The sequence below is a fragment of the Streptomyces sp. NPDC058246 genome (assembly GCF_042881985.1).
Classification (GTDB): Bacteria; Actinomycetota; Actinomycetes; order Streptomycetales; family Streptomycetaceae; genus Streptomyces.
This window is the reverse complement of sequence record NZ_JBHVWZ010000002.1, coordinates 432145-457843: the sequence shown is the minus strand read 5'-3', so window position 1 is coordinate 457843 and position 25699 is coordinate 432145. Positions and strand designations below refer to the sequence as shown.

The following is a 25699-nucleotide window of genomic DNA, read 5'->3' as shown; positions in this document are numbered from 1 at the left end:
CATGAAGATCCCGGACCGGGCGAAGTCCCTGGCACGCGTGAAGATCCCGGGGCGCGTGAAGAATCCGGGGGGCGTGAAGAACGCGGGGGGCGTGAAGAACGCGGGGGGCGTGAGGGGTCGGCGCCCGCTGTGCCGGCACGGTGTGCATTCCCTGCGCGGCAAGCTGACGCTCGCGAACGTGGGACTGCTGGCCCTCGGCATCGTCGTGGCGACCGCCGTCAGCCTGATGGGCATGCGGCACTACCTGCTCGACCAGATCGACACGGACCTCTCCCATACACGGGACTCGCTGAGCAGTACGCGGCTGACGATGCGGCAGATCGACTCGTTGAGCGCGCTGGCGCTCGTACGCGACCACATGCTGGCACCCACGGACGGGTCGGCGAAGCCGGACTCGATCTTCGCGGCGGTCGACGCGACCGGGAAGGCCGTCGACGTCGCCGGCTTCACGCCCACCAGCACCCAGCGCGCGCTCGCCGCCGCCGTGCACGACCCCCGCGCGCTCGCCGCCGACAGCGAGCCGCACGACATCACGGTGCACGGCGCCTCCTACCGGGCGACCGGGGCACGGCTCGCCGACGGGACGTACATCCTGCTGGCCAACTCGACCGACGCGCTGCACAAGGGCATAGCGAAGGCGCTCAAGCTCGATGTGGCGATCGGGACGCTGCTGTTGGCGCTGCTCGCGTGCCTGACGATGTTCAGCGTGCGCCGCCGGATGCGGCCGCTGGAGGACATGGTGGAGACCTCGTCGGCGATCGCCGAGGGGGATCTCACCCGGCGCGTGCCCTCCAGCCACCATCCGACCCAGGAGGTCGAACAGCTGCGGCTCGCCCTCAACTCCATGCTCCACCAGGTCGAGTCGGCGTACCGGACGCGCGAACGCAGCGCGGCCCAGCTGCGCCGTTTCGTCGGCGACGCCTCGCACGAACTGCGCACACCGCTGTCGGCGATACGCGGCTATCTCCAGCTGTACGAGAAGGGAATGCTGACCGATCCCGTCGAACGCAGGCGGGCCTGGGACCGGATGAACGCGGAGGCCGACCGCATGGGCCGGCTCGTGGACGAACTGCTCACCCTCGCCCGGCTCGACCAGCGGCCCGAACTCCGCTTCAGGAACGTCGATCTGAGCCGCCTGGTGCGGGACGCGGCCGAGGACCTGCGGGCCCAGCAGCCGGGGCGCCCGGTGACCGTGGGCGCCGACGGAACACTGCTCGTCCGGGCCGACGAGTCGGGGCTGCGCCAGGTGCTCGGCAACCTCGTGGGCAACGTACGCACCCACACCTCCGCCGAAGTGCCGGTGCGGCTGGGTCTGGAGCGCGAGGACGGCGTCGTACGACTGTGTGTCGCGGACCAGGGCCCGGGGCTCCCGGAGGAGGACGCGGCGCGCATCTTCGACCGGTTCTTCCGGGCGGGCGGCGGAGCGGGCAGCGGACTCGGGATGGCGATCGTGCAGGGCGTGGTGACGGCACACGGGGGCGAGGTGGCGGTACGGACGGCACCGGGAGCGGGGCTGGCGGTGACGGTGACCCTTCCGGCGCGGTGACGCTCGTGCCGTCGGGGCGGTGACACTCGTGCCTTCGGCGCGATGACGCTCATGCTTCCGGGGCGGTGACACTCGTGCCTTCGGCGCCATGACGCTCGTGCTTTCAGGGCGGTGATGGTGACATCTTCTCCACGGTGACCTGCTGGAACGGACTTGGGGAGAAGCTGACCTGGATGATTGAACACGGGCCGCCACGGCGCCGTACACAGATTCAGGTACAGATGAAGGCGGCCCCGACGTCCCCAGCCTGGTCCGCCGCGCCACCACCGGGCTTCGCACGGAAGGACCGCCGGGTTGTCGTTCAACACGAGCTCTCGACAGCTGCCGAACACGGACGAGGAGCCTCCGGAGGAGGGTCCCGCGCCGGAGGCCGCCGCGGAGGACACGGCCGAGCCGCCCACCTCGGGCGACCACGAGGCCCCGGCCACAGCCACAGCCACAGCCACGTCCGAGGACAGTGAAGCCCCGGCCACAACCCCGTCCGAGGACGGCGAAGCAGCCCCCGCCCAAGCAGCCCCCGCCCAAGCCACCTCCGAGGCCGGCGATGCCCCGGCCGAAGCCGCCGCCGAGGCCGGCGAAGCCTCCGCGGAAGGCGCCCCCGCCTCCGCCTCCGCGCCCACCCGCGGCCGGTGGCGCTGGCGCGGATGGCGGGAGAAGTACCCCGTGGCGGCCCGCACCCTGGCGTGGACCACGACCGTCGTGGCCGCCGCGCTGGTGCTGTTCGCACTGGTCATGCCGAACCAGGCCGACAGCTTCCGGCTCGCGGAGTTCATCCGCATCCCGGTGGAGGCGATCTTCGGCGCCGCCGTGCTGATCGTCCTGCCGCGCACTCCGCGGATCGCCGTGGCGGCGCTCGCCGGGCTGAGCCTGGGCGTACTGACCATCCTGAACTTCCTCGACGTCGGCTTCAACGAATACCTCGGGCGCGGATTCAACGTCGTCCTCGACTGGTCCCTGTTCAGCGACGCGCAGGCGTATCTCCAGGACACGTTCGGCAAGAACGGCGCGCTCGGCATCGTGGTCCTGGTCGTGGCGCTGGTGATCGCCGTACTCGCCCTGATGACCCTGTCGGTCGTCCGGCTGGGCAACCTGGTGGCGCGGAACACCGAGATGGCGACGCGTACGACGCTGGTGCTGGCCATCGTCTGGGTCACCTGCGCGGCGCTCGGCGTGCAGTTCAACGGCGTACCGGTCGCCTCGGAGCACACCACGCTGGCCGTCCAGGACCGTGCCACGCGGGTGCGGGCCACCCTGCGCGACGAGGCGGCGTTCGCCAAGGTGGCCAAGAAGGACACCTTCGCCGACACCCCCCCGGACCAACTGCTGACGGGGCTGCGCGGCAAGGACATGATGATCACCTTCATCGAGAGCTACGGCCGCAGCGCGATCGAGGACGCGGTCATGGCGCCGGGCGTCGACGCGACCCTCACCGCCGAGAACGAGAAGCTGACCCAGGCCGGGTTCGCGGCGAAGAGCGGCTGGCTGACGTCGGCGACGTACGGCGGAAGCAGCTGGCTGGGCCACTCCACCTTCCTGTCCGGCCTGTGGATCAACAACCAGCAGCGCTACCGCACTGTCACCGCGGGCGATCACCTGACCCTCCCCGGTGCCTTCAAGAAGACGGGCGCCTGGGACACCGTCGGTGTCATGCCGGGCGTCCAGAAGGCCTGGCCCGAGCAGCACTTCTACGGCATCGACAAGCTCTACGACTCCCGCGATCTCGGCTACAAGGGACCAAAGTTCAGCTGGTCGACCATGCCCGACCAGTACGCGCTGACCGCGTTCGAGCGCCTGGTGCACGGCAAGAAGCACGACAAGCCGCTGATGTCGACGATCATCCTGACCTCCAGCCACCAGCCCTGGGCGCCGATCCCCAAGCTGGTCCCGCAGGACCAGGTCGGGGACGGTTCGATCTACGACGCCATCGAGAAGGCGGGCAAGAAGCCCGGGGACATCGTCACCGACTCCACCAAGTCCAAGGAGGAGTACGGCAAGTCCATCCAGTACTCGGTGTCGAGCCTGATCAACTACCTGGTGAAGTACGGCAACAAGAACACCGTGCTGATCTTCCTCGGCGACCACCAGCCCATCGCCCGGGTCAGCGGCAACCACGCCAGCCGTGACGTGCCGGTCTCGATCGTCGCCAAGGACCCGAAGGTGCTCGACAAGATCGCCGACTGGGGCTGGGCGGACGGACTGCAGCCGAAGCACGACACCCCGGTCTGGAAGATGAGTGACTTCCGGGACCGCTTCCTGACGACGTACGGCTCCACGCCCCACCCCTGAGCCACCTGGGCGCCGCGGCCGGCGGCGCCCGACCGTGGGTCTCGGGGACACGACCACCGGCGGTGAGGTCACCGGGGTGCGGGAGCACCCGGCGAGATCACGTCAGTGGTCATATCCAGCCCAGCCGCCAGAGGCGGAAGACACCGGTCCCGTCCGACAGATACTGACCGCCTCCGACGTCCTCACTGCTGAGCACATACTCCTTGCGCTGCCACAGGGGAATCAGCGGCACGTCCTGCGCCACGACTTCCTGGAGCTGCCGGAAGGAGGCGGTCGTGCGGCTGCGGTCCTCGTACTGCCGGCTCTCCAGAATCACCTGGTCGGCCGCCTTGCTGCTGTAGCCGTTCTTCATGCTGTTGCCGGTGCCGACGAGCGGCGCGCCGAAGGTGTCCGGGTCGGGGTAGTCGGCGACCCAGCCGACCGCCCACGCGTCCAACTGGCCCTCGGCGTACCGCTTCTGGAAGTCGGTCCACTCGTAGCCCTTGGTCGACACCTTGAACAGCCCGCTCGCCTCCAGCTGCCGCTTGAGCTCGGCGGCCTCCGGCCCCGCGGCGCCGCGCCCCTCGGCGTACCCGTAGGTGAAGCGCACGGGCAGCGTCACCCCGGCCTCGGTCAGCAGGGCCTTCGCCTTCTTCGCGTCGGGCCTGGGGTAGTCGTCGAAGAACGACGTCGCGTGCCCCGTGATCCCCGCGGGGATCAGCCCGTACAGCGCGTCGGTGGTGCCCTTGTACGTCTGGCTGACCAGTTCCTCGCGGTTGATGAGCGCGGCGATGGCCTGCCGTACCCGCCGGTCGTGCAGGGGCGAGTTCGCGCGCACGTTGAGGACGAGGTTGCGCGTCTCGGCGCTGTCGACCTCCGTGACCCGCTGCTTCGGGTCACTCGGCGAGAGGTCGGCGAGCATCTCGGGGGGCAGCTGGCGGGCGGCGACGTCGAACTGCTTCGCCTTCCAGCCCGCTTCCAGCGCCTGCGAGTCGGCGTAGTAGCGCAGCACGATGGGCCGGCCGGTCTCCTTGACCGCGCCCTTGTAGTGCGGGTTGGTGGCGAGAACGGCCCGCTTGTTCTTCGTATACGTCTTCAGGGCGTACATTCCGGTGCCGTCGGCGCCGGTGTCGGTGCGCAGGGCGCGCTTGGGGTAGCGGGTGTGGTCGACGATCGAGCCGGCGCCGGTGGCGACCTTGAACGGGAAGGTGGCGTCGGGCGAGGACAGATGGAAGGTGACCGTGAGGTCCCGCGCGTCGACCGAGCCGAGAGTGGTGAAGAGGGACGCGGGTCCCACCTCGGAGTTGATGCGCTTCACCCGCTCGAAGGAGAACTTCACGTCCTCGGCGGTCATCTTGCGCCCGCTCGGGAACGTCAGGTCGTCGCGCAACGTACAGCGATACGTGCGCAGCCCGCTGCCCACGAAGCCGCAGCTCTTCGCCGCGTCCGGCACGGGGGCGGCGCCACCCGGCTCGAACGTCAGCAGCGACTGGAACACATTGCTGAACAGCGCCCAGGAGCCCGCGTCGTACGCGCCCGCCGGATCGAGTGACGTGACGGCGTCCGTCGTGCCGACCGTGATCGTCTTGTTGCTGTTCTGCTTCGCCGGCAGTAACTGCCAGCCACCCACACCCACGCCCGCCAGCACAAGAAGCGTCGCGAGAATCCGTATGCGAACCGATCGCATCGGTGCCCCTCCCCAGGCCCACCGCGTGTCACTCCCCTAGTGACGCGGATCACCTAACCACAGGAGTTTCAACCGGGGGAAGAGTTCCGGAAGAGTGGGCCGAGCGGATTCAAACGATCATTTCAGGCCTGTTTCACAGCCCACTCTCAGGCTTGTCCGGACGCCAGCTCCACGACCGTGATGTCCGAGGGAGCACCCACCCGCGTGGGTGGTCCCCAGGCCCCCGCTCCCCGGGAGACGTACAACTGGGTGTCGCCGTACCGCTCCAGTCCCGCGACTGTCGGGTTGGCCGCGGCGGCGATGAAGTTCCCCGGCCACAACTGCCCTCCATGGGTGTGCCCGGACAACTGCAGATCGACTCCGTACCGCACGGCCTCATGAATCTGCACGGGCTGATGTGCGAGCAGCACACACGCCCGCGCCGTGTCCCGGTCCCCGAGCGCCTTCCCGAAGTCGGGCCCCTGCCCCTCGCTCTCCCCCTGTACGTCATTCACGCCCGCGAGATCGAATCCGGCCATCTCGGTCCGCGCGTTCTCCAGCGGGTGGATCCCCAGCGCCCGTACTTCTTGGACCCACTGCTCGGCACCCGAGAAGTACTCGTGATTCCCCGTCACGAAGTACGCCCCATGCCGCGCCCTGAGCCGAGCGAGCGGTGCCGCCGCCGGACCGAGGTCCTTCACGCTCCCGTCGACCAGGTCACCGACCACGGCGATGAGATCGGGCTGCGTGGAATTGATGGTGTCCACGACCTTCTGCGCGAACCCGCGGCCGAGCACCGGCCCCAGATGGATGTCGCTGACCACCGCGATCCGGAACCCATGAGCCGACCTCGGCAGCTTCGCCAACGGCACGGTGACCCGCTTCACCCTGGGCCCCCGCAGCACGCCGTACGTCCCGTACCCGACCGTCCCCACGGCGGCGGCCGCGGCGGCCCCGCCCACCACCCGGGAGACGAAGAGCCGCCGCGAGGGGTCACCGGCGCTCGACGGGGGGCGGCCCGCACCCGCCGATCCGACCGAAGAGGACGCTCCGGACTGTCCGACCGCGGCGGAGGGCCCGTCGACGCCCTCGGCTTCCGAATCCGCCGATTCCTCCCCGGACCGAGGACGGACGCTCCGGGGCGGCTCCGGCTCACCCCCGGCGGCAGGCGCGGGCGGGAGGGCCGTTCGCCGCTCCATGACCCGCCGTGCCACCGGCCGTACGAACTCCCCCGCCAGCAGCGCCAGCACCAGATAGATCGCCAGTGCCATCCACAGGAACCCGGGCCAGGCCAGCACCCGCTGAAGCCAGAACGGTGCCCCGGCGCGCTCACTCGCGACGGCGCCGAGCATCGACAGGGGCCCCGCGACGAACAGGACCGCACCCACCCGGCGGGCCACCCCCGGCCCGGCCGTGGTGTCCCGCACCAACCGGCGCCACGCGTACCAGTGCAGCCCACCGAGCACGGCCAGCGCGGCCACGCCCGTCAGCACGAAGACGATGACCATGCCGCGCTGTCCCCCGTAAGCCGTATCCCCGTTGTCCCGTTATGACGTCTGGCGCAAAGCGCGCACCCCGCGCAACCCGATGACCCCGACGACCATCCCCAACACAAAGGAGACGACGGCGAGCGTCAGGTGCACCCAGAAGTACGCCGTCGGATCGCCCGCGTCGTCGAACGCGAGCCCGCTGCCGTCCTTCCAAAGGTTCTTGACGAAAGTGATCCAGATGACCCAGCTCCACACCCCGAAGGCGAGCAGGAACCAGGAGACGGGGCGGCTGAGCTTCATGGGTCCAGTATCGCCGCGCCCGTCCGGGACCCGGCGCCGGGGTGGGAAGGGCGAGAGGACCCGACCGATCGGTGGGGCGTACCGACCAGCCGATGGGGCTTCGCGACCGGCCGATGGGACTTCGCGACCCGCTGATGGGACTTCCCGACCCGATCCCTGTACTTTCTCGACCGTGCCCGCCACCAATAAGACCGCCAGGCGATCCTTGCTGGTCACTTCCGCCACCCTGTTGTCCCTTTCGCTCACCGCACCCGCGTTCGCGGACACGAGCCCGACAGCGACGCCGGCCACGAGCCCGTCGGCCACTCCCCCGGCGAACATGTCGAGCGTCGGAGGCGAACGGCTCGGCCGGCCCGGAACCCAGGTGAACCTCGGCAGCGGCGCCCCCGTGCTTCCCAAGGACCTCACCGCGCGCTCCTGGATCGTCACGGACGCGGAGTCCGGCGACGTGCTGGCCGCCCACAACGCGCACTGGCGGCTGCCCCCGGCGAGCACGCTGAAGATGCTGTTCGCCGACACGGTGCTGCCGAAGTTCCCGAAGAGCACGAAGCACAAGGTGGTCCCCACCGACCTGGCGGGCATCGGCGCGGGCTCCAGCATGGTGGGGATAAGGGAGAACGAGACCTACACGGTCCACGACCTGTGGCTCGGCGTCTTCCTGCGCTCGGGCAACGACGCCGTACACGTGCTGTCCGCGATGAACCACGGCGTGGAGCAGACGGTGAAGGACATGCAGGCGCACGCCGAGGAGCTCCAGGCCCTCGACACCCACGTGGTCAGCCCCGACGGCTACGACGCGAAGGGCCAGGTGTCGTCGGCGTACGACCTGACCCTGTTCGCCCGCTCCGGACTGCAGAAGAAGGACTTCCGGGAGTACTGCTCGACGGTACGGGCGACGTTCCCGGGCGAGACCACAAAGAACAAAAAGGGCAAAACAACCCGAGAGTCCTTCGAGATCCAGAACACCAACCGCCTCCTGACGGGCGACAGCGACGTCTCCACCTACCAGGGCATCGCGGGCGTGAAGAACGGCAACACCACCAACGCGGGCGCCACCTTCACCGGCGTCGCCGAGCGCGACGGCAGAGTGCTGCTCGTCACGGTCATGAACCCGGAGAAGAACGAGCACAACGAGGTCTACAAGGAGGCCGCGCGGCTCTTCGACTGGGGCTTCAAGGCGAGCGGCAAGGTCCAGCCGGTGGGTGAGCTGGTACCGCCGAAGGGCGTCGACACGAGCGCACAGCCCGGCGCGAACGCCTCCAGCCCCGCCGCGGGCAGGACCGGCGACGCGTCCACCAAGCCGGTGGCCGCCGCCACCGGCGCGCGGGGCCGTTCGAGCGGCTTCGGGGTCGCCCTGGCCGTGACCGGCGGCCTCCTGGTCCTGCTCGCGGCCGGTGTCTTCCTGGTCAACCGCCGGTGGCCGCTGCCGGATCTGATGCGCCGCCGCCGCTGACCCCCGGGGCCTTCGAGGCCGCCGAGTCCTTCGAGGCCTTCGAGTCCCTCGAGGCCGCCGAGTCCGTCGAGTCCGTCGAGTCCGTCGGATCCTCTCGATCCTGCCGGTCCGCCGGGGAGTCATCGCTCTGCGTCGCCGTCCAGGCGGCGCAGAACAACAGCAGCTTGGCGGTGAAGTTGATCCACAGCAGCAGCGCGATCGGCACCCCGAAGGCGCCGTACATGCTCTTCGACGCCACTCCCCGCATATAGCCGCTGAGCAGCAGCTTCAGCAGCTCGAACCCGGCGGCGCCGATGAGCGCGGCGACGATCAGCCGACGGCGCGGCGGCTCCACGCCGGGCAGCAGCGTGAGGACGTACAGCAGGACCAGGAAGTCGGCGAGCACGGCGACGGCGAACGCGGCGACCTGGAGCAGCACGCTTCCCCAGCCGTTCTCGTCGATGCCGAGGTGCCGGGCCGACCAACCCACCATCGTGGACGCGACGGTGGAGGCGGCGATGGTGACCAGCACGGCGCCGCCGAGCCCGACGAGTACGCCGGCGTCCGTGAGCTTGCGCAGGAAGGGGTTCTCCTCGCCGTCGGGCAGCTCCCAGACCGCACGCAGGCAGTCCCGCATCGAGCCGACCCAGCCGATGCCGGTGAACAGCAGGACGGCACCCGCGATGAGACCGATCGTGCCGGCGTTCTGCACCAGGCCGTTGATGTCCAGCTGGTCGGAGATTCCCGGCACCTGCTCGGCGATCTTGTCCTGGAGCTGCTGCTGCTGGCTGGTGCTCAGCGTGGCGGCCGCGACCGCGGCGGTGACCGTCAACAGCGGGAAGAGCGCCACGAAGCTGATGAACGTCATCGCCGCGGCGAGCCTCGTCCACTTCACCCGGTCCAGCCGCTCGTACGACCGCCACGCGTGCGTGGCCATCAGGCGCGTGACCAGGGGCCCCACACCGGGAAGCTTCTTCAGCCAGTCCATGATCCGACTCTGCCCCCGTCTCGCCCACCTCGAACACCTCGGAAAACCAAGGTCCGGGTACCCCAAAAACGCAGGACAGTGGCGAGTGCCATACCGATTCCGGCTCCGGAGACGGTGTCCGCGCGCTGCGAGGTGAACCCGAGGCCGTAGTGGCTGACGGCGATGCACAGCAGTTGGAGGAGGGCGCCCGCGACGTTCACCGCGAAGAAGATCACGTACTGGCGCGGGCCGCGTGTGGTCGTGTGCCGGTAGGTGCCGAGCGCGTTGCCCGCGTACGCCACCGAGCAACCGGCAACGAAGGCCAGCGCCTTGGCGGCGAGCGGGTCGAGGCCCACGGGGCCGCGCAGCCAGACGAAGAGGCCGAGGTCGGCGGCGTAGGCGAGGATTCCGGCGGTGGCGAAGCCGAGGAGTTCCCGGGCGAGTCCGTTGCGGGCGGTGAGCCTGGGGGCAACCGGCGCCCCGGCGACCGCCTCCGTGACGGCTGCCTCCGTGGCGACTGTCTCTGTGATGACTGCCTCCCTGACGGCTGCCTCCGTGGCGAGCCGCCCCTCGGCGACCGGCAGGTGGGTGACCGGCCCCGGGGCGACCGGCCCCTCGGCGACGGTCACCAGTTGGCCACGGCGAGGCCGTACATCGCCAGCCACACCAGTCCGATGAGCGCGAGCGGGCGGTCGCGCAGGACCACGTCCTCGGGTTCGCCCGCCGTGCCCCGGTCGGCGAACACGGCGTACCGCAGGATGGCCAGGATGAACGCGACCATCGACAACTGCCTCCAGGGGAGCACCCCGGCGCTGGGCACGCCGCCCTCCTCCAGGGCCCACAGGCAGTAGCCGAGGACGGAGACCCCGGCGGCCAGCTGCCAGACGAAGCGCAGGTAGCCGGTGGTGTACCCGGTGAGCAACGCGCGCGTGGCGCCCTCCTTCCCGGCCATCTGCACGGCTTCGGAGTAACGCTTCGCCGAGACCATGAACAGTGCCCCGAAACCGGTGGTGATCAGGAACCAGCGCGAGAGCGGAATGCCGAGGGCGAGACCGCCGATCATCGCGCGCATCAGGAACCCGGTCGTGACGACGACGAGGTCCACGACCAGGACGTGTTTCAGGGTGACGCAGTACGCCAGTTGCATGCCGACGTAGGCGGTCAGCAGCGCGGCGACGACGGGCGAGCAGAACCAGGCGGCGGCGGTCGGCGCGAGGACCGCGAGGGCGCCCCCGACGGCGTACGCGACCTGCACGGGGACCTGGCCGGCGGCGACCGGGCGGTGACACTTGACCGGGTGGGCACGGTCGGCGACGGCGTCCCGGGCGTCGTTGATCAGATACACCGCGCAGGCGCAGGCCGTGAACAGCGCGAAGACGAGCGCGAGTTGGGCGAGCGCGTGCCGTGCGAAGAGCTGGCCCGCGGCAGCCGGGGCGGCCACGACCAGCACGTTCTTCACCCACTGGCGGGGGCGCGCGGTCCTGATCAGCCCCTTGGCGAGGCCGGTGAGGCTCCTCGCGGGTGCCGCGGCGGCCGGTGGGCGCTCCAGGAGTGCGGCGCGCTCAGTCATTGGACGGCCCCGATCCAGCGGGCGCCCAGACGGGCCGTCAGGGCCCCCAGGGCGGCGCCCGCGGCGACGTCCGAGGGGTAGTGGACGCCGACGACCAATCGCGAGACGCACATGGCTGCGGCGAGCGGAGGGACCACGGACGCGCCGAGGGCGCCGTAGGCGACCGCGGCGGCCGCCGCCGAGGTGGCGTGCGAGCTCGGGAAGGAGTGCCGCCCGGCCGTGCGCACCAGCGGCACCACGTGCGCGGGGCGCGGACGGCGCACGATTCGTTTCACACCCATGCTGGCGGCGTGCGCGGCGGCGGTGAGCGCCGTCGCGCGCAACCACGCGCCGCGCCGCTCCCGGTCGACGGCCGCCCCCGCGAGCCCCGCCGCGAGCCACAGCGCGCCGTGCTCCCCACTCCAGGACAGGGCGCGCGCGGCAGCCGCCACGCGCTGGTCCATGGCCCACGCATGGAGTGCCGACAGCAGTCGGCGATCCATGTCATCACGTTGGTCGTCCATGCCATCAAGTCGGTGCCCGACGACGTCGAGCCGTCGATCCATGCAGTCATGGTCGTCAAGGTCGTCCATGCGATCTCACTCTTCTAGGGAGCGGGCGCAGAACCGAGTTAATTAATGACGACATCCCATTAATCACCCATTTCGGTGAGGAGCCGTGAGGGCTGGGGACATAGGGGCGTTATGCACCCATACCGGCGCTACGGTCACGGTCATGCCTGCCGACACCGTCTCCGTCACCGGTTGGGGCCGCACCTCCCCGACCACCGCCCGCCTGGTCCGCCCGCGCACCTACGAGGAGGCCGCCGCCGCCGTCCGGGAGTGCGGGACCCGCGGAGGCATCGCCCGGGGCCTCGGGCGGGCCTACGGGGACGCGGCCCAGAACGCGGGCGGGGCCGTGCTCGACATGACGGGCCTGGACCGGATCCACGCGATCGACGCGGCGGGCGGCACCGTCCTGTGCGACGCGGGGGTGTCCCTGCACCGGCTGATGGAAGTCCTGCTGCCCCTCGGCTGGTTCGTGCCGGTCACGCCCGGGACCCGCTATGTGACCGTCGGCGGCGCGATCGGCGCGGACATCCACGGCAAGAACCACCATGTGTCGGGCTCGTTCGCCCGGCACGTCCTCTCCTTCGAGCTGCTGACCGCGGACGGCGAGATCCGTACGGTCGGCCGGGGCACGCCCCTCTTCGACGCCACGGCCGGCGGCATGGGCCTGACCGGCGTGATCCTCACGGCGACCGTCCAGCTCCTGCCCGTCGAGACCTCGCTGATGTCCGTCGACACGGAACGCGCGGCGGATCTGGACGACTTGATGGCCCGCCTCGCCGCCACGGACCACCACTACCGCTACTCCGTCGCCTGGATCGATCTGCTCGCGCGCGGGGCGTCGATGGGGCGCTCGGTGCTGACCCGCGGTGATCACGCGCCCCTGGGCGCCCTGCCGCCACGCGCGCGGAGACACCCGTTGACGTTCCGTCCCTCGCAGTTCCCGTCCGCGCCCGCCTTCCTGCCGGAAGGGCTCCTGGGGCGTACGGCGGTGGGCCTCTTCAATGAGCTCTGGTACCGGAAGGCACCACGCGCGCGTACCGGTGAACTGATGAAGATCTCGACCTTCTTCCACCCCCTCGACGGGGTGCCGCACTGGAACCGCGTCTACGGGCGCGGCGGCTTCGTGCAGTACCAGTTCGTCGTCGGGTACGGGCGTGAGGAGGCCCTGCGCCGGATCGTGCAGCGCATCTCCCAGCGCCGGTGCCCGTCCTTCCTCGCCGTACTGAAGCGCTTCGGGACGGCCGATCCGGGCTGGCTCTCGTTCCCGATGCCGGGCTGGACCCTCGCCCTGGACATCCCCGCGAACCTGCCGGGGCTCGGCACCTTCCTCGACGAACTGGACGAGGAGGTGGCCGCGGCCGACGGGCGGGTGTACCTCGCCAAGGACGCGCGGCTGCGGCCCGAGCTGCTGGCCGGGATGTATCCACGGCTCGATGACTTCCGTTCCCTGCGCCGGGAGTCGGACCCCCGAGGAGTCTTCACCTCGGACCTGTCCCGCCGCCTCGCCCTCTAGGCCCCGGCCCCTGGTCCCTGATCCCCGGTCCCTAGCCCCCGGGTCCCTAGTCCCTAGTCCCTAGCCCCTAGCCCTGGCCCCTGGTCTCCAGACCCTGGCCCACCAAGCCCCCAGTCCCCAGTCCCCCCGTCCCCAGTCTCTAGGAGCTGTCATGAAGGACGCCTTCGGCATCCCCCAGTCCCTGCTGATCCTCGGCGGCACGTCCGAGATCGCGCTGGCCACCGCGCGCCGCCTGATCGTCCGGCGCACCCGCACGGTGTGGCTCGCCGGACGGCCGTCGCCCGCTCTGGAGCAGGCCGCCGAACAGCTCCGCACGATGGGCGCGGACGCCCGCACCGTCGCCTTCGACGCCCTCGACCCCGAGTCCCACGAGGCCGTGCTCGGCAAGGTCTTCTCGGAGGGCGACATCGACATGGTGCTGCTCGCGTTCGGAGTCCTCGGCGACCAGGCGCGCGACGAGCGGGAGCCCGTCGCGGCGGTGCGGGTCGCCCAGACCAACTACACGGGCGCGGTGTCCGCCGGCCTGGTGTGCGCGCGGGCACTCCAGTCCCAGGGACACGGCTCCCTGGTGGTGCTCTCCTCGGTGGCCGGCGAGCGCGCCCGCCGCTCCAACTTCATCTACGGCTCCAGCAAGGCGGGCCTGGACGCCTTCGCGCAGGGTCTGGGCGACGCGCTGCACGGCACGGGCGTGCATGTGATGGTCGTACGCCCCGGGTTCGTCCGTACGAGGATGACGGCGGGCCTGCCGCAGACACCACTGGCGACCACCCCGGAGGCGGTCGCCACGGCCGTCGAGGCGGGGCTGCGACGCCGCTCGGAGACGGTGTGGGTACCGGGGACACTGCGGCTGGTGATGTCGGCGCTGCGGCACGTACCGCGACCGGTGTTCCGGCGGCTGCCGATCTGACGTACCGCCGGAAAACGTGACGGGGCTACTGGCGCGCCGGCAGTGTGGCGTCCCGCTCGGGCGCGCAGGCCTGCGGGGGCACCACCGTGCCGCCGAAGGTGAACTCGCGGAGCTTGCGCCAGACGCCGTCCGCGCCCTGCTCGTAGAGCGCGAATCCGGTGCAGGGCCAGTCGGCCTCGTACCCGGACAGTTCCTCGAAGGCCCGGTCCATCGCCGCGTCGTCGATCCCGTGCGCCACGGTGACGTGCGGGTGGTACGGGAACTGCAGCCCGCGCGCGACGGGCCCGGAGGCATCCCGGACCTGCTTCTGCAGCCAGGTGCAGGCCTCGGCGCCCTCGACGACCCGTACGTACACGACGGGCGACAGGGGGCGGAAGGTGCCCGTCCCTGACAACCGCATCGGGAAGGGGCGCCCGGCCCCCGCGACCTCGACGAGATGCGCCTCGATCGCGGGCAGCGCCGAGTCGTCGACCTCCGTCGGCGGCAGCAGGGTGACATGCGTGGGGATGCCGGAAGCCGCGGGGTCGCCGAAGCCCGCGCGCCGCTCCTGGAGCAGGCTGCCGTGAGGCTCCGGGACCGCGATCGACACGCCGATCGTTACGGTCCCCACGTCGTCTCCTGTCGTTGTTCTCGAAGTTCTCGGAGGTCTCGAAGTTCTCGAAGGTTCTAAGGGCCGGTGCCTTCCGCGCGGGCAGGGGTGGCTGCTCGGCGGGTTCGGCTATCGACTGTACGGCGGTGTGGCCCGCCTTCGGCGGCCGTACGAGTGTCGCGCTCGTCTCGTACGGACTGCCGAACAGGCTGTGGTAGGGGCCGCCGTGCCGCTGTCGTGCGACAGCGGTGTCGGCTGCCGTACGGCGGCGGCGGTCTCGTTCGTCAGTGCTTGGCGGGCAGGAAGCCGACCTTGTCGTACGCCTGGGAGAGCGTCTCCGCGGCGACGGCACGCGCCTTCTCGGCACCCTTGGCCAGGATCGAGTCGAGCGTCTCCGGGTCGTCCAGATACTGCTGGGTGCGTTCCCGGAACGGCGTCACGAAGTCGACCATGACCTCGGCGAGGTCCGTCTTGAGCGCACCGTAGCCCTTACCGGCGTACTGCTGCTCCAGTTCCGCGATACCGGTTCCGGTGAGGGTCGAGTAGATGGTCAGCAGATTGCTGATACCCGGTTTCTGCTCCGCGTCATACCTGATGACGGTGTCCGTGTCGGTGACCGCGCTCTTGACCTTCTTGGCGGTGGCCTTCGGCTCGTCGAGCAGGTTGATGAGGCCCTTCGGAGTCGACGCCGACTTGCTCATCTTGATCGACGGTTCCTGGAGATCGAAGATCTTCGCCGTCTCCTTGAGGATGTACGGCTTCGGGACCGTGAAGGTCTCGCCGAAACGGCCGTTGAAACGCTCGGCGAGGTCGCGGGTGAGCTCGATGTGCTGGCGCTGGTCCTCGCCGACCGGGACCTCGTTGGCCTGGTAGAGCAGGATGTCCGCGACCTGGAGGATCGGGTACGTGAAGAGGCCGACCGAGGCGCGCTCGGCGCCCTGCCTGGCGGACTTGTCCTTGAACTGGGTCATGCGGCTCGCCTCGCCGAAGCCGGTGAGGCAGTTCATGATCCAGGCGAGCTGGGCGTGCTCGGGGACGTGGCTCTGCACGAAGAGGGTGCAGCGGTCCGGGTCGAGACCCGCGGCGAGCAGCTGCGCGGTGGCGAGCCGGGTGTTGGCGCGCAGGTCCGCGGGGTCCTGCGGAATGGTGATCGCGTGCAGGTCGACGACCATGTAGAACGCGTCGTGGGACTCCTGCAGGGCCACCCACTGGCGGACGGCGCCAAGGTAGTTGCCGAGGTGGAACGAGCCTGCGGTGGGCTGGATTCCGGAGAGCACACGGGGACGGTCTGAAGCCATGCTCACCATTCTCTCAGGTGTGGGCGCCCGGTCCGGAACTGGTCGGAAACTGAGGGGACACGGGTGGGAACCGATCGGCCTCGGGCGGTGTAGCAAGAGTGTGAGGACGCGGGAGGGGGGCCGCATCGTCGTCGACGAGGCCGCGGTGATCGCACGCGTACGCGCCGGAGAGCCGGAGGCGTACGCGGAGCTGGTCCGTGCCCATACGGGCATCGCGATCAGGGCGGCCAGGGCGCTCGGGGCGGGGGCGGACGCGGAGGACGTGGTGCAGCAGGCCTTCATCAAGGCGTACTGCTCGCTGGGGCGCTACAGGGACGACGCGGCGTTCAAGCCGTGGCTGCTCTCGATCGTCGCCAATGAGACGCGGAACACAGTGCGGACGGCGGTGCGCCGGCGGACGCTGGCCGGCCGCGAGGCGGCGTTCGCGGAGGCGGAGCCGCTGATACCGGAATCGGCGGACCCGGCGGTCGCGGCGCTGGAGACGGAGCGCCGTGCTGCGTTGCTGGCCGCCCTGGAGCAGCTGAGCGAGGAGCACCGCCTCGTCGTCACGTACCGCTACCTCCTGGAGATGGACGAACCGGAGACGGCCCAGGCCCTGGGCTGGCCACGCGGCACGGTGAAGTCCCGCCTCAACCGCGCCCTGCGCAAGCTGGGCCGACTGCTGCCGGGCTTGGGACCCGGAGATCCTCGGAAAGGGGGTGATGATCATGAGTGAGCGGTACGAGGAGGGGGGTGCGGTGGACCCGGAGCCGACCGGTGACGGCGGCCGGGGTGCCCGTGCGGGTGGCGCGCGGCTGCCGGAGGAGCTGCGGGCGCTGGGGCGGTCGCTGGACGGGCCGGGGGCGGCCGGCAGCGAGTCGATGGTCGAGCGGGTGCTGGAGCGGATACTCGCCGAGAGGATCCCGGTCCCGGTGGCCGAGCCGCCGGGGCCCCGCGAGCGGCTGAGGGCGGTGCGCCGCTGGGCGCGGGCGCGTCGGCGCGCGCTGGGCGCGGGTCTGTGCGGTCTGCTGACGGTGCTCGTGCTCACGCCTCCGGTGCGTGCCGCGGTCGTCGAGTGGTTCGGCTTCGGCGGGGTCGAGGTGCGGTACGACCCGTCGGCGGTGCCCTCGCCCGGGGCCCGCGTGCCCGGCTGCGGGCCGTCGATGACATTGGCGGAGGCGGGGCGGCGGGCCGGGTTCGCGCCCCTTGTGCCCGACGCGCTCGGGGTGCCGGACGCGGTGACGGTGACGCGCGAGCCGAAGGGGCGGCTCCTGATGAGCCTGTGCTGGCGCGATCATGGAGGCACGGTCCGGCTGGACGAGTATCCGGCGGGGCTGGACATGGGCTTCACCAAGACCGTGCGGGAGCCACCGGAGTGGGTGCCGCTGGGCGGAGCCGAGGACTACGCCCCTCAGGCGCTGTGGTTCGCGAAGCCACATCTGCTGAGCTTCTGGCTGATCGACGCGGAGGGCGACCGCTTCACCCGCTCCGAGCGGACCGCGGGGCCCACGCTGCTGTGGATGCAGGGCGGTGACACCACCCTCCGGCTCGAGGGGGTGGCGTCGAAGGCACGGGCCGTGGAGATGGCGAAGTCGCTGAACCACTGATGGGGGACCGATGAGGGGGGGACGGATGAGGGGGGACGGATGAGGTTCCAGGTCGGACGAGCGAGGTTGTGGCTCCTGGTGCTGGTCTCCATGGCGCTGACCGCGCTCGCCGCACCGCGAGCGCACGCCTCGGGGGGCACGACTGCGTACGCGAAGGCCGACACCCCGGATCTGGCCCTGGTCATCGCCGGTGACACGGGGCGGACGACCGTACTGCACGTAGGGGAGGAGGACTTCGTCCGGCTCTGGCGGTTGCTGGCGCCCAGATACACGGGGACGGAGCGGGTGCCCGAGGCGTGGGCGGCGGGGCACTACCCGCCGGTGCGGGCCACCGTGATCTGGGGCCTGAGCGGGGTCGGGGGCTGGCCGCAGACCAGCAGAGCGCCCGGCGGGGATGTCGCCATCGAGCGTGCGGACCAGGTGTTCGTCGCGGCGGACGGCACGCCCTGGGTGCGGTCGGATCCCTCACCCGACGTGGCGGACGACGACATCCGCTGGCATCGGGCGCCGCGCTCGGTGTTCGACCAGTTGGAGGAGCAGTCGGGCCTGTTCGGGCCGGTGAGCGCTCCGGCGAGTGTCACGGAACCCGCAGCGGCGGAGCACCCGAGATGGGCGATGGCAGGGCTGGCGGCGGGCCTGATCCTCGGTGTGGGCGGCACCCTGCTGATACGCCGCGCGGCGGCCCGGCGTGAGGATGCCGGACCACCGCGGGAACCACGACAGGAGCTGATCGACTTGTAGCCCCGGGTGGGGCGCCGGGCGCGTCAGCCGAGGTCGATCTCCGGGTAGAGCGGGAAGCCGGTGAGCAGGTCGGTGGCCCGGTGCGAGATCTCGTCGGAGATCTTCGGGTCCAGGACGTGCTGGGCCTTGGACGGGCTGCCCTTGGCGGTGGTGCCGGGCTCGGCGGCGGTGAGGACGCGGTCGATCAGACCGGCGATCTCGTCCATCTCGGTCGTGCCCAGACCACGGGTGGTCAGCGCGGGCGTGCCGATGCGGATTCCGGAGGTGTACCAGGCGCCGTTGGGGTCGGCGGGGATGGCGTTGCGGTTGGTGACGATGCCCGAGTCGAGGAGCGCGGACTCGGCCTGGCGGCCGGTGAGGCCGTAGGAGGAGGCGACGTCGATCAGGTTGAGGTGGTTGTCGGTGCCGCCGGTGACCAGCGTGGCGCCGCGGCGCATCAGGCCCTCGGCGAGGGCGCGGGAGTTGTCGACGACGGCCTGGGCGTAGTCGCGGAACTCGGGGCGGCGGGCCTCGGCGAGCGCGACGGCCTTGGCGGCCATGACATGCGGAAGGGGGCCGCCGAGGACCATCGGGCAGCCGCGGTCGACCTGCTCTGCGAGGGTCTCGTCGCACAGCACCATGCCGCCGCGCGGGCCGCGGAGCGACTTGTGGGTGGTGGTGGTGACGATGGGGGCGTGCGGGACCGGGTCGAAGTCGCCGGTGAGGACCTTGCCCGCGACGAGACCGGCGAAGTGCGCCATGTCGACCATGAGCGTGGCGCCGACCTCGTCGGCGATCTCGCGCATGATCCGGAAGTTCACGAGCCGCGGATACGCCGAGTAGCCGGCGACGATGATCAGGGGCTTGAACTCACGGGCGGAGGTGCGCAGTGCCTCGTAGTCGATGAGGCCGGTGGCACGGTCGGTGCCGTAGGAACGCTGGTCGAACATCTTGCCGGAGATGTTCGGGCGGAAGCCGTGGGTGAGGTGACCGCCGGCGTCCAGGGACATGCCGAGCATGCGCTGGTTGCCGAAGGCCTGGCGGAGCTCGGCCCAGTCGGCCTCGGAGAGGTCGTTGACGTTGCGGACGCCGGCCCGCTCCAGGGCGGGGGCCTCGACGCGGGCGGCGAGGACGGCCCAGAAGGCGACGAGGTTGGCGTCGATGCCGGAGTGCGGCTGGGCGTAGGCGTGCTCGGCGCCGAAGAGTTCGCGGGCGTGCTCGGCGGCGAGGGCTTCGACGGTGTCGACGTTGCGACAGCCGGCGTAGAAGCGGCGGCCGATGGTGCCCTCGGCGTACTTGTCGCTGAACCAGTTGCCCATGGCCAGCAAGGTGGCCGGGGAAGCGTAGTTCTCGGAGGCGATCAGTTTGAGCATGTCGCGCTGGTCGGCGACTTCCTGGCCGATGGCGTCGGCGACGCGGGGCTCGACGGCCCGAATCACTTCCAGGGCGCTGCGGAAGGCGGTGGACTCGGTGGAGAGGGGCTGCTCTGGCATGTCGGCCTCCGGACGGCGTGGCGTTCAGCGTTCACGGTTCGGCCCAGGCGCACGGCACACATTCGTCCGGAGCCGCTCCCCGATGGTCGGTCCCATCCCAGCGCGCCAGTCACGGCCCCGCCCGTCAGCCTACCGGGCGCGCCGGATCACCGGGTTCCCCCGTCCACCATGCGAGCGACGATAGGAAATGAGCCATGAGTCCGGCCGTCCATGACCGGCCGTCCGTGTCCGGCCGCCCGTACTCACCCGCCCGCCCCACTCCCCCGTGCCCGTACTCACCCGCCCGCCCCACTCCCCGTGCCGCGGGAACGTGCCGCAAGAAACGGAGATCCCGTGACCGCTACGGAGACGACGGAGGCGTTCATCGCCTCGGCCGACGCGCACAGCGCGCACAACTACCACCCGCTGCCGGTCGTCGTGGCGACGGCGGACGGGGCGTGGATGACGGATGTCGAGGGGCGCCGCTTCCTCGACCTGCTGGCCGGATACTCGGCGCTGAATTTCGGACATGGCAACCGGCGGCTGATCGCGGCGGCGAAGGCGCAGCTGGAGCGGGTGACACTGACGTCGAGGGCGTTCCATCACGACCGTTTCGCGGACTTCTGCCGGGAGCTGGCGGCGCTCTGCGGCATGGAGATGGTGCTGCCGATGAACACGGGCGCGGAGGCGGTGGAGACCGCGGTGAAGACGGCCCGCAAGTGGGGGTACCGGGTCAAGGGCGTCCCGGACGGGAGCGCGCGGATCGTCGTGGCGGGCGACAACTTCCACGGCCGTACGACGACGATCATCAGCTTCTCCACGGACGCGGAGGCGCGGGAGGACTTCGGGCCGTTCACGCCGGGCTTCGACATCGTGCCGTACGGGGATCTGGCGGCGTTGCGGGAGGCGGTCGGCGAGGAGACCGTCGCCGTGCTGTTGGAGCCGATTCAGGGCGAGGCGGGGGTGCTGGTGCCGCCGCCCGGTTATCTCCAGGGCGTGCGGGAAGTGACGCGGGAGCGGAACGTGCTGTTCATCGCGGACGAGATCCAGTCGGGGCTGGGGCGGACGGGCAGGACCTTCGCGTGCGAGCACGAGGGGGTGGTGCCCGACATGTATGTGCTGGGCAAGGCGCTCGGCGGTGGGGTGGTACCCGTCTCGGCGGTGGTGTCGAGCGGCGAGGTGCTCGGGGTGTTCCGGCCCGGGCAGCACGGGTCGACGTTCGGCGGGAATCCGCTGGCCTGTGCGGTGGCGCTGGAGGTGATCGCGATGCTGCGGTCGGGTGAGTTCCAGCGGCGGGCCGCCGAGCTCGGCGAGCATCTGCACCATGAGCTCGGTCTGTTGACGAGCACGGGCCATGTGACACAGGTGCGCGGGCGCGGGCTGTGGGCGGGTGTCGACATCGCCCCCGAGTACGGCACGGGGCGGGAGATCTCGGAGAAGCTGATGGACCGCGGTGTCCTCGTCAAGGACACCCACGGTGTCACGGTCCGGATCGCCCCGCCCCTGGTCATCAGCAAGGAGGACCTGGACTGGGGGCTCGCCCAGCTCCGCGCCGTACTGGGGGCGTAGGGAGCCTCGCGTCAGAGGATCACGTGCGGCAGGAAGCGGGCGTACTCGTCGGTGATCAGGCCGGCGGACTCGCGGATGCCGAGGCCCGCCGACTCGTCCTCGACGACCCAGGCGCCGAGGACGACCCGGTTGCCGTCGAAGGCGGGCAGGGGCGCCAGCTCCTGGTAGCAGCAGGGCTCGTCGGCGCGTACGACGGGGGCGGCGCCCGGTTCGTGGACCGTCACCCCGGCGCCCTCGCGGCCGAGGAGGGGCTTGGCGACGTAGCCCGTGGTGCGGGCCAGTTCGCGGGGGCCGTCGAGGTAGGCGGGGAGGAGGTTCGGGTGGTCCGGGTAGAGCTCCCAGAGGATGGCGAGGAGGGCCTTGTTGGAGAGAAGCATCTTCCAGACGGGCTCGATCCACAGGGTGCTGCCCGTGCCGCCGCCGTTGTCGAGGGTGTCCAGGACGTGGCCGGCGAAGCGGTCGGTGGTGAGCCACTCCCAGGGGTAGAGCTTGAAGCAGCTGCGGATGAAGCGGAGTTGGTTGTCGACGAAGCGGCCGGAGAGCGGGTCCCAGCCGATCTCCTCCATGGAGATCCAGTCGGTGTCCAGGCCGGCCTGTTCGGCGGTCTCCTTCAGATAGGCGACCGTCATCAGGTCCTCGCCGAGTTCGTCGGCGGCGGAGTGCGCGAAGTAGAGGGGGGTGCCGGGCGGCAGGAGGGCGGACTGTTTCTTCCAGGCGGCGACCAGTCGCTCGTGGAGGGAGTTCCACTGGTCGGCGCCGGGGAAGCGGTCCTCCATCCAGAACCACTGGGGGCTGGCGGCCTCGACGAGGGAGGTCGGGGTGTCGGCGTTGTACTCCAGGAGCTTGGCGGGGCCCGTGCCGTCGTAGCGGAGGTCGAAACGGCCGTAGACGGAGGGGAGTTCGGAGCGACGGTGCCAGGCCTCGGCGATGAGTTCGGCGACGCGCGGGTCGGTGATGCCGAGGTCGGCGAAGCGCCGCGCGGTGACGATGTGGCCGGCCGCCGCCAGGCACATGCGGTGCAGCTCCTCGACGACCTCCTCCAGCGCTTCGACCTCGGGCAGCGAGAAGACGTAGTACGCGCTCTCGTCCCAGTAGGGGCGCAGGGAGTCGTCGGGGTAGCGGGTGAGCGGGTAGACGAGGCCCTGTTCCTCGACGGTCCGCTGCCAGTCGGGGCGGGGGGCGGTGGTGCGGCGTTCCATGGCGTACGGCTCCGATCGTGTCCCGGTCGATCAGCCGCCGGAGCTGCCCTTGTGGCTGCCGAAGCCGCCGCGGTCGACGCCGCCGCCATGGCTGCCGCCGCTCGAACTTCCGGACCCCTTGCTGGGCTTGGTGAAGGAGCCGCCGTCGACCCAGCCGCTCTTCTTCTTGCCGCCGTAGTACCAGGCGCCGTTGACCGAGGCCTTGGTGGACTTGCAGTTCTTGTCGGCGACGGCCCTGTAGCCCTTGGCGAGGTTGTAGCTGTCGCGGTCGACGCAACGCTTGTCGGGGGCCGATGAGCAGGCGGTGAGCGCCGCCGCGAGGAGCCCCATGCCGCCGAGGACGACCGTTCCCGAGCGCAGTTGCCGTCGGGTGTCTGCCATGTTCGTTCCCCCGTTGTCCTGTTCGGTTCGTCTTCGCTTTGTTCTGATAGCTCGGCGATCAGATTAGAGATCACGCTCGGCAGGTGTGCGGTGGCCCCCCGCGATTCACCGTCCCCTACAGTCACTTCGTGCTCTTTGGAATGATGTGCGCCCTTGGCGCGTCGGTCTGCTTCGGTACGGCGACGGTGTTGCAGGCGATGGCCGCGCGCGCCGCGGCCGACGACGGGCCGGGCGGGGACAGCGGTCCGGGCAGCGGCGCGGCGCTGCTGCTCCGGGCGCTGCGGCAGTGGCGGTATCTGGCGGGGCTCGCGCTCGACGGCGTCGGGTTTCTGCTGCAGATCGCGGCGCTGCGGTCCATCCCGATCTACGCGGTCGGGGCGGCGCTCGCCGCGAGCCTCGCGGTGACGGCGGTGGTCGCCGCGCGGCTGCTGAAGGTGCGGCTGAGCCGGGTCGAGTGGGGCGCGGTGGGGGTCGTCTGCGCCGGGCTCGCGATGCTGGGGCTGGCCTCCGGGACGGAGGGACACCAGTCGGGGTCGACGGTGTTGAAGTACGCGATGCTGGCGACGGCGGTCGCGGTGCTGCTGCTGGGCCTCGTGGGAGGGCGGTTGCCCGAGCGGGTGCGGCCGCTCGCGCTGGGGCTGGGGGCCGGGTTCGGGTTCGGGGTGGTCGAGGTGGCGGTGCGGCTCATCGACGACATCGCGCCGGGGGCGCTGCTGAGCAATCCGGCGACGTATGCGCTGCTGCTGGGCGGCGGGGCGGCGTTTCTCCTGCTCACCTCGGCCTTGCAGCGGGGGTCGGTGACGACGGCCACCGCCGGGCTGGTCATCGGGGAGACCATCGGGCCCGCGCTGGTGGGGGTGGTGTGGCTCGGGGACCGTACGCGGCCGGGCCTTGAGTGGCTGGCGGTGCTCGGGTTCGCGGTTGCTGTGGTGGGGGCACTGGCGCTGGCGCGGTTCGGGGAGGCGCCGGGTGAGGATGCCTGAGGCCTGAGGATGCCTGAGGCCTGAGGAGTCCGGCTCGTTTCAGCCGGTCCGGCGTTCGCGGACGGGACCGTCCAGGCCGAAGCGAGGGCCTGGAGGCGGCAGCCCCCGGATGGAGGAGTCCGGCTCGCTTCCGCCCGTCCGGCGCCTGAGGACGAGGCCGTACAGGCCGAAGCGGGGGCCCGGGCGCGGCAGCCCCCGGATGCGGGACGGGTAGGGGGGGAGGGTCGGAGGGGGCGGAGGGTCGGAGGGGCGAGAGAAATCGCCGCGCGTCACGGAAGCGCGCGGCACAACGCGTCCAGTGCTCCCGACCACGCGTGGTCCGGCGGAGTGCCGTACCCGACCACCAGGGCGTCCCGCGGGCCGGGCGTCGCGTCGGGATGCCGGAAACGGGACAGCCCGTGGACCGCCAGGCCCTGCCAGGCGGCGGCCCGGACCACCGACTGCTCGGCGCCCCGCGGGAGTTGGACAACGGCATGCAGTCCGGCGGCGATACCGGTGGCGTGGACCGCCGGCGCGCGACCGGCGAGCGCCGCCACGAGGGCGTCCCGGCGGCGCCGGTAGCGGAGCCGGGCGGCGCGCACGTGACGGTCGTACGCGCCGGAGGTGAGGAACTCCGCCAGGGCCAGCTGGTCCAGGGCTCCGGTGGACCAGCCCCCTTCCCCCTTCAGCGACACGACCTCAGCCGCGAGTGAAGGTGGCAGCACCATCCAGCCCAGCCGCAGCGCGGGGGCGAGCGACTTGCTGGCGGTCCCGAGGTACACCACACGGTCGGGGTCGAGGCCCTGCAACGCGCCGACCGGCTGACGGTCGTAACGGAACTCGCCGTCGTAGTCGTCCTCCAGGATCAGCCCGCCGGTGCGACGCGCCCAGTCCACGACGGCGGCCCGGCGGTCCGGATGCAGCGGCACCCCCATGGGGAACTGGTGCGCGGGCGTCAGCAGAACCGCCCCTACGCCCGTCAAGTCGCCCGGCCGCGTGCCGAGTTCGTCGAACGGGACGGGGATCGTCCGCAGCCCCGAGCGGTGCAGGAGGTTCCAGTGGACGTCCAGCCCGTACGACTCCACCGCGAGCGAGCGCAGGCCGCGGGCCCGCAGCACCGCGCCGAGCAGCGTCAGGCCGTCCGAGAAGCCCGAGCAGATCACGATGCGGTCCGGATCGGCGCGTACGCCCCGGGCGCGGGAGAGGTAGCCCGCGAGGGCGGTGCGCAGTTCGGGGCGGCCGCGCGGATCGCCGTAGCCGAGAGCGTCGTACGGCGCGGCGGTCAGTGCGCGGCGGGCGGCCTTGAGCCACTCGGCGCGCGGGAAGGAGGCGAGGTCCGGGCTGCCGGGGACGAGGTCGTACGTGGGCCGGCCCTGCTCGCGTCGGCGCGGCGCCGCCTCCGGAGACGGCCGTACGACCGTCCGCTCGGCCACCCGCGTGCCCGAACCCTGGCGGGCGGTGAGCCAGCCCTCGGCGACGAGGTCGGCGTACGCGTCGGCGACCGTGTTGCGGGCGATGCCCAGGTCGGCGGCGAGCGAGCGGGACGAGGGGAGGCGGGTTCCGGGGGCGAGCCGGCCGCCGCGGACCGCCTCGCGGAGCGCGTCCGTCAGCCCTTTGCGGACGCGGGGTCCGGTCGGCTCCAGGTGAAGGTCGACCCCCAAAGTGGCCCATGATTCCGCCATGGAAATGGACCATACCCCTGGGCTACTCCACTCG

Annotated in this window: 24 protein-coding genes and 1 riboswitch; of the genes, 11 read left to right on the top strand and 13 right to left on the bottom strand. The window is 71.2% G+C overall.

Going from position 1 to position 25699, the window contains the following annotated elements:
- Position 1 precedes the first annotated feature (1 nt).
- Entirely contained in the window at positions 2–1546 is a 1545-nt protein-coding gene (locus ACFVXA_RS04570; RefSeq protein WP_383735758.1) for an ATP-binding protein, read from the top strand.
- A 294-nt stretch (positions 1547–1840) separates the two neighbouring features.
- Entirely contained in the window at positions 1841–3832 is a 1992-nt protein-coding gene (locus ACFVXA_RS04565; RefSeq protein WP_390023797.1) for a sulfatase-like hydrolase/transferase, read from the top strand.
- 109 nt (positions 3833–3941) lie between these two features.
- Here ACFVXA_RS04565 and ACFVXA_RS04560 read toward each other — a convergent pair whose 3' ends face one another.
- The 3 genes from ACFVXA_RS04560 to ACFVXA_RS04550 all read right to left on the bottom strand — a co-directional run bounded on the left by ACFVXA_RS04560 (position 3942) and on the right by ACFVXA_RS04550 (position 7267).
- Positions 3942–5498 carry an ABC transporter substrate-binding protein gene (locus ACFVXA_RS04560; RefSeq protein WP_389512927.1) on the bottom strand — a complete coding sequence of 519 codons (1557 nt, stop codon included), beginning with the start codon at positions 5496–5498 and terminating at the stop codon, positions 3942–3944.
- A 146-nt stretch (positions 5499–5644) separates the two neighbouring features.
- Positions 5645–6985: a metallophosphoesterase gene (locus ACFVXA_RS04555; protein ID WP_390023795.1), complete on the bottom strand. Its 1341-nt coding sequence runs from the start codon at positions 6983–6985 to the stop codon at positions 5645–5647.
- A gap of 39 nt (positions 6986–7024) precedes the next feature.
- Positions 7025–7267, bottom strand: coding sequence for an SCO4848 family membrane protein (locus tag ACFVXA_RS04550; RefSeq protein ID WP_390023793.1), 243 nt, complete (start codon positions 7265–7267; stop codon positions 7025–7027).
- A 172-nt stretch (positions 7268–7439) separates the two neighbouring features.
- Between ACFVXA_RS04550 and ACFVXA_RS04545 the strand changes: the two genes are divergently transcribed.
- Complete coding sequence (locus tag ACFVXA_RS04545) at positions 7440–8720, top strand: D-alanyl-D-alanine carboxypeptidase (protein ID WP_362021720.1); 1281 nt, start codon at positions 7440–7442, stop codon at positions 8718–8720.
- On the opposite strand, the gene ACFVXA_RS04540 is transcribed toward ACFVXA_RS04545, so the two are convergent.
- The 4 genes from ACFVXA_RS04540 to ACFVXA_RS04525 all read right to left on the bottom strand — a co-directional run bounded on the left by ACFVXA_RS04540 (position 8674) and on the right by ACFVXA_RS04525 (position 11739).
- Positions 8674–9687 carry a YihY/virulence factor BrkB family protein gene (locus ACFVXA_RS04540; protein WP_390023791.1) on the bottom strand — a complete coding sequence of 338 codons (1014 nt, stop codon included), beginning with the start codon at positions 9685–9687 and terminating at the stop codon, positions 8674–8676. The two genes, ACFVXA_RS04545 and ACFVXA_RS04540, sit on opposite strands and share 47 nt — an antisense overlap.
- Positions 9675–10196, bottom strand: coding sequence for a GtrA family protein (locus ACFVXA_RS04535; RefSeq protein WP_390023843.1), 522 nt, complete (start codon positions 10194–10196; stop codon positions 9675–9677). The genes ACFVXA_RS04540 and ACFVXA_RS04535 overlap by 13 nt, the downstream gene beginning before the upstream one ends.
- Before the next feature lie 95 nt (positions 10197–10291).
- Positions 10292–11236: a decaprenyl-phosphate phosphoribosyltransferase gene (locus ACFVXA_RS04530; RefSeq protein WP_362021726.1), complete on the bottom strand. Its 945-nt coding sequence runs from the start codon at positions 11234–11236 to the stop codon at positions 10292–10294.
- Complete coding sequence (locus tag ACFVXA_RS04525) at positions 11233–11739, bottom strand: phosphatase PAP2 family protein (protein ID WP_389747340.1); 507 nt, start codon at positions 11737–11739, stop codon at positions 11233–11235. Before ACFVXA_RS04525 ends, ACFVXA_RS04530 begins: the two co-directional genes overlap by 4 nt.
- Between ACFVXA_RS04525 and ACFVXA_RS04520 the strand changes: the two genes are divergently transcribed.
- From ACFVXA_RS04520 to ACFVXA_RS04510, 3 genes are all read left to right on the top strand, one after another.
- Positions 11689–11826 (top strand): hypothetical protein, encoded by a 138-nt coding sequence (locus tag ACFVXA_RS04520; protein ID WP_383736218.1) that lies wholly within the window; start codon positions 11689–11691, stop codon positions 11824–11826. The genes ACFVXA_RS04525 and ACFVXA_RS04520 overlap by 51 nt on opposite strands.
- A 124-nt stretch (positions 11827–11950) precedes the next feature.
- Positions 11951–13300 carry an FAD-binding oxidoreductase gene (locus ACFVXA_RS04515; RefSeq protein WP_362021729.1) on the top strand — a complete coding sequence of 450 codons (1350 nt, stop codon included), beginning with the start codon at positions 11951–11953 and terminating at the stop codon, positions 13298–13300.
- A 151-nt stretch (positions 13301–13451) separates the two neighbouring features.
- Positions 13452–14207 (top strand): decaprenylphospho-beta-D-erythro-pentofuranosid-2-ulose 2-reductase, encoded by a 756-nt coding sequence (locus ACFVXA_RS04510; protein ID WP_362021731.1) that lies wholly within the window; start codon positions 13452–13454, stop codon positions 14205–14207.
- Positions 14208–14232: 25 nt separating this feature from the next.
- Here the strand turns inward: ACFVXA_RS04510 and ACFVXA_RS04505 are convergent, their stop codons facing one another.
- Together ACFVXA_RS04505 and trpS are read right to left on the bottom strand one after the other, a co-directional pair.
- Complete coding sequence (locus ACFVXA_RS04505; RefSeq protein WP_362021734.1) at positions 14233–14817, bottom strand: 2'-5' RNA ligase family protein; 585 nt, start codon at positions 14815–14817, stop codon at positions 14233–14235.
- A 263-nt stretch (positions 14818–15080) separates the two neighbouring features.
- The gene (gene trpS / locus ACFVXA_RS04500; RefSeq protein WP_362021737.1) at positions 15081–16094 is read right to left on the bottom strand and encodes a tryptophan--tRNA ligase; all 1014 of its coding nucleotides are present in this window, start codon (positions 16092–16094) and stop codon (positions 15081–15083) included.
- Positions 16095–16239: 145 nt separating this feature from the next.
- On the opposite strand from trpS, the gene ACFVXA_RS04495 reads away from it, so the two are divergent.
- Genes ACFVXA_RS04495 through ACFVXA_RS04485 form a run of 3 tightly spaced genes read left to right on the top strand, consistent with a single transcriptional unit; the run spans position 16240 to position 18421 of the window.
- Positions 16240–16809 (top strand): RNA polymerase sigma factor, encoded by a 570-nt coding sequence (locus ACFVXA_RS04495; protein ID WP_390023841.1) that lies wholly within the window; start codon positions 16240–16242, stop codon positions 16807–16809.
- Positions 16802–17680, top strand: coding sequence for a hypothetical protein (locus tag ACFVXA_RS04490; protein ID WP_390023789.1), 879 nt, complete (start codon positions 16802–16804; stop codon positions 17678–17680). Before ACFVXA_RS04495 ends, ACFVXA_RS04490 begins: the two co-directional genes overlap by 8 nt.
- Positions 17681–17719: 39 nt before the next feature.
- Positions 17720–18421, top strand: a complete 702-nt coding sequence (locus ACFVXA_RS04485; protein WP_390023787.1) for a hypothetical protein — start codon at positions 17720–17722, stop codon at positions 18419–18421.
- Between the two features lie 23 nt (positions 18422–18444).
- Here ACFVXA_RS04485 and ACFVXA_RS04480 read toward each other — a convergent pair whose 3' ends face one another.
- Complete coding sequence (locus ACFVXA_RS04480; RefSeq protein ID WP_362021745.1) at positions 18445–19893, bottom strand: glycine hydroxymethyltransferase; 1449 nt, start codon at positions 19891–19893, stop codon at positions 18445–18447.
- 34 nt (positions 19894–19927) lie between these two features.
- Positions 19928–20016, bottom strand: a riboswitch (ZMP/ZTP riboswitch).
- 210 nt (positions 20017–20226) lie between these two features.
- On the opposite strand from ACFVXA_RS04480, the gene rocD reads away from it, so the two are divergent.
- Positions 20227–21441: an ornithine--oxo-acid transaminase gene (gene rocD, locus ACFVXA_RS04475; RefSeq protein ID WP_390023785.1), complete on the top strand. Its 1215-nt coding sequence runs from the start codon at positions 20227–20229 to the stop codon at positions 21439–21441.
- 11 nt (positions 21442–21452) lie between these two features.
- Here rocD and ACFVXA_RS04470 read toward each other — a convergent pair whose 3' ends face one another.
- A complete protein-coding gene (locus ACFVXA_RS04470; RefSeq protein WP_362021750.1) occupies positions 21453–22640 on the bottom strand; it encodes a glutathionylspermidine synthase family protein in 1188 nt (395 codons plus the stop codon).
- 30 nt (positions 22641–22670) lie between these two features.
- Positions 22671–23021 (bottom strand): hypothetical protein, encoded by a 351-nt coding sequence (locus ACFVXA_RS04465; protein ID WP_362021753.1) that lies wholly within the window; start codon positions 23019–23021, stop codon positions 22671–22673.
- 140 nt (positions 23022–23161) lie between these two features.
- On the opposite strand from ACFVXA_RS04465, the gene ACFVXA_RS04460 reads away from it, so the two are divergent.
- Positions 23162–24004 carry a hypothetical protein gene (locus tag ACFVXA_RS04460; RefSeq protein ID WP_362022055.1) on the top strand — a complete coding sequence of 281 codons (843 nt, stop codon included), beginning with the start codon at positions 23162–23164 and terminating at the stop codon, positions 24002–24004.
- Positions 24005–24273: 269 nt separating this feature from the next.
- Here ACFVXA_RS04460 and ACFVXA_RS04455 read toward each other — a convergent pair whose 3' ends face one another.
- Positions 24274–25665: a PLP-dependent aminotransferase family protein gene (locus tag ACFVXA_RS04455; RefSeq protein ID WP_390023783.1), complete on the bottom strand. Its 1392-nt coding sequence runs from the start codon at positions 25663–25665 to the stop codon at positions 24274–24276.
- Positions 25666–25699: the final 34 nt, after the last annotated feature.

What these genes read in the sequence shown, in the direction of transcription:
- ACFVXA_RS04460 (WP_362022055.1), top strand. Translation starts at nt 23,162, where the DNA reads ATGATGTGCGCCCTTGGCGCGTCGGTCTGCTTCGGTACGGCGACGGTG.
- ACFVXA_RS04510 (WP_362021731.1), top strand. Translation starts at nt 13,452, where the DNA reads ATGAAGGACGCCTTCGGCATCCCCCAGTCCCTGCTGATCCTCGGCGGC.
- ACFVXA_RS04520 (WP_383736218.1), top strand. Translation starts at nt 11,689, where the DNA reads ATGGAGTGCCGACAGCAGTCGGCGATCCATGTCATCACGTTGGTCGTC.
- ACFVXA_RS04560 (WP_389512927.1), bottom strand. Translation starts at nt 5,498, where the DNA reads ATGCGATCGGTTCGCATACGGATTCTCGCGACGCTTCTTGTGCTGGCG.
- ACFVXA_RS04485 (WP_390023787.1), top strand. Translation starts at nt 17,720, where the DNA reads ATGAGGTTCCAGGTCGGACGAGCGAGGTTGTGGCTCCTGGTGCTGGTC.
- ACFVXA_RS04570 (WP_383735758.1), top strand. Translation starts at nt 2, where the DNA reads ATGAAGATCCCGGACCGGGCGAAGTCCCTGGCACGCGTGAAGATCCCG.
- ACFVXA_RS04515 (WP_362021729.1), top strand. Translation starts at nt 11,951, where the DNA reads ATGCCTGCCGACACCGTCTCCGTCACCGGTTGGGGCCGCACCTCCCCG.
- ACFVXA_RS04525 (WP_389747340.1), bottom strand. Translation starts at nt 11,739, where the DNA reads ATGGACGACCAACGTGATGACATGGATCGCCGACTGCTGTCGGCACTC.
- ACFVXA_RS04465 (WP_362021753.1), bottom strand. Translation starts at nt 23,021, where the DNA reads ATGGCAGACACCCGACGGCAACTGCGCTCGGGAACGGTCGTCCTCGGC.
- ACFVXA_RS04455 (WP_390023783.1), bottom strand. Translation starts at nt 25,665, where the DNA reads ATGGCGGAATCATGGGCCACTTTGGGGGTCGACCTTCACCTGGAGCCG.
- ACFVXA_RS04490 (WP_390023789.1), top strand. Translation starts at nt 16,802, where the DNA reads ATGAGTGAGCGGTACGAGGAGGGGGGTGCGGTGGACCCGGAGCCGACC.
- ACFVXA_RS04470 (WP_362021750.1), bottom strand. Translation starts at nt 22,640, where the DNA reads ATGGAACGCCGCACCACCGCCCCCCGCCCCGACTGGCAGCGGACCGTC.
- ACFVXA_RS04555 (WP_390023795.1), bottom strand. Translation starts at nt 6,985, where the DNA reads ATGGTCATCGTCTTCGTGCTGACGGGCGTGGCCGCGCTGGCCGTGCTC.
- ACFVXA_RS04550 (WP_390023793.1), bottom strand. Translation starts at nt 7,267, where the DNA reads ATGAAGCTCAGCCGCCCCGTCTCCTGGTTCCTGCTCGCCTTCGGGGTG.
- ACFVXA_RS04480 (WP_362021745.1), bottom strand. Translation starts at nt 19,893, where the DNA reads ATGCCAGAGCAGCCCCTCTCCACCGAGTCCACCGCCTTCCGCAGCGCC.
- trpS (WP_362021737.1), bottom strand. Translation starts at nt 16,094, where the DNA reads ATGGCTTCAGACCGTCCCCGTGTGCTCTCCGGAATCCAGCCCACCGCA.
- ACFVXA_RS04530 (WP_362021726.1), bottom strand. Translation starts at nt 11,236, where the DNA reads ATGACTGAGCGCGCCGCACTCCTGGAGCGCCCACCGGCCGCCGCGGCA.
- ACFVXA_RS04540 (WP_390023791.1), bottom strand. Translation starts at nt 9,687, where the DNA reads ATGGACTGGCTGAAGAAGCTTCCCGGTGTGGGGCCCCTGGTCACGCGC.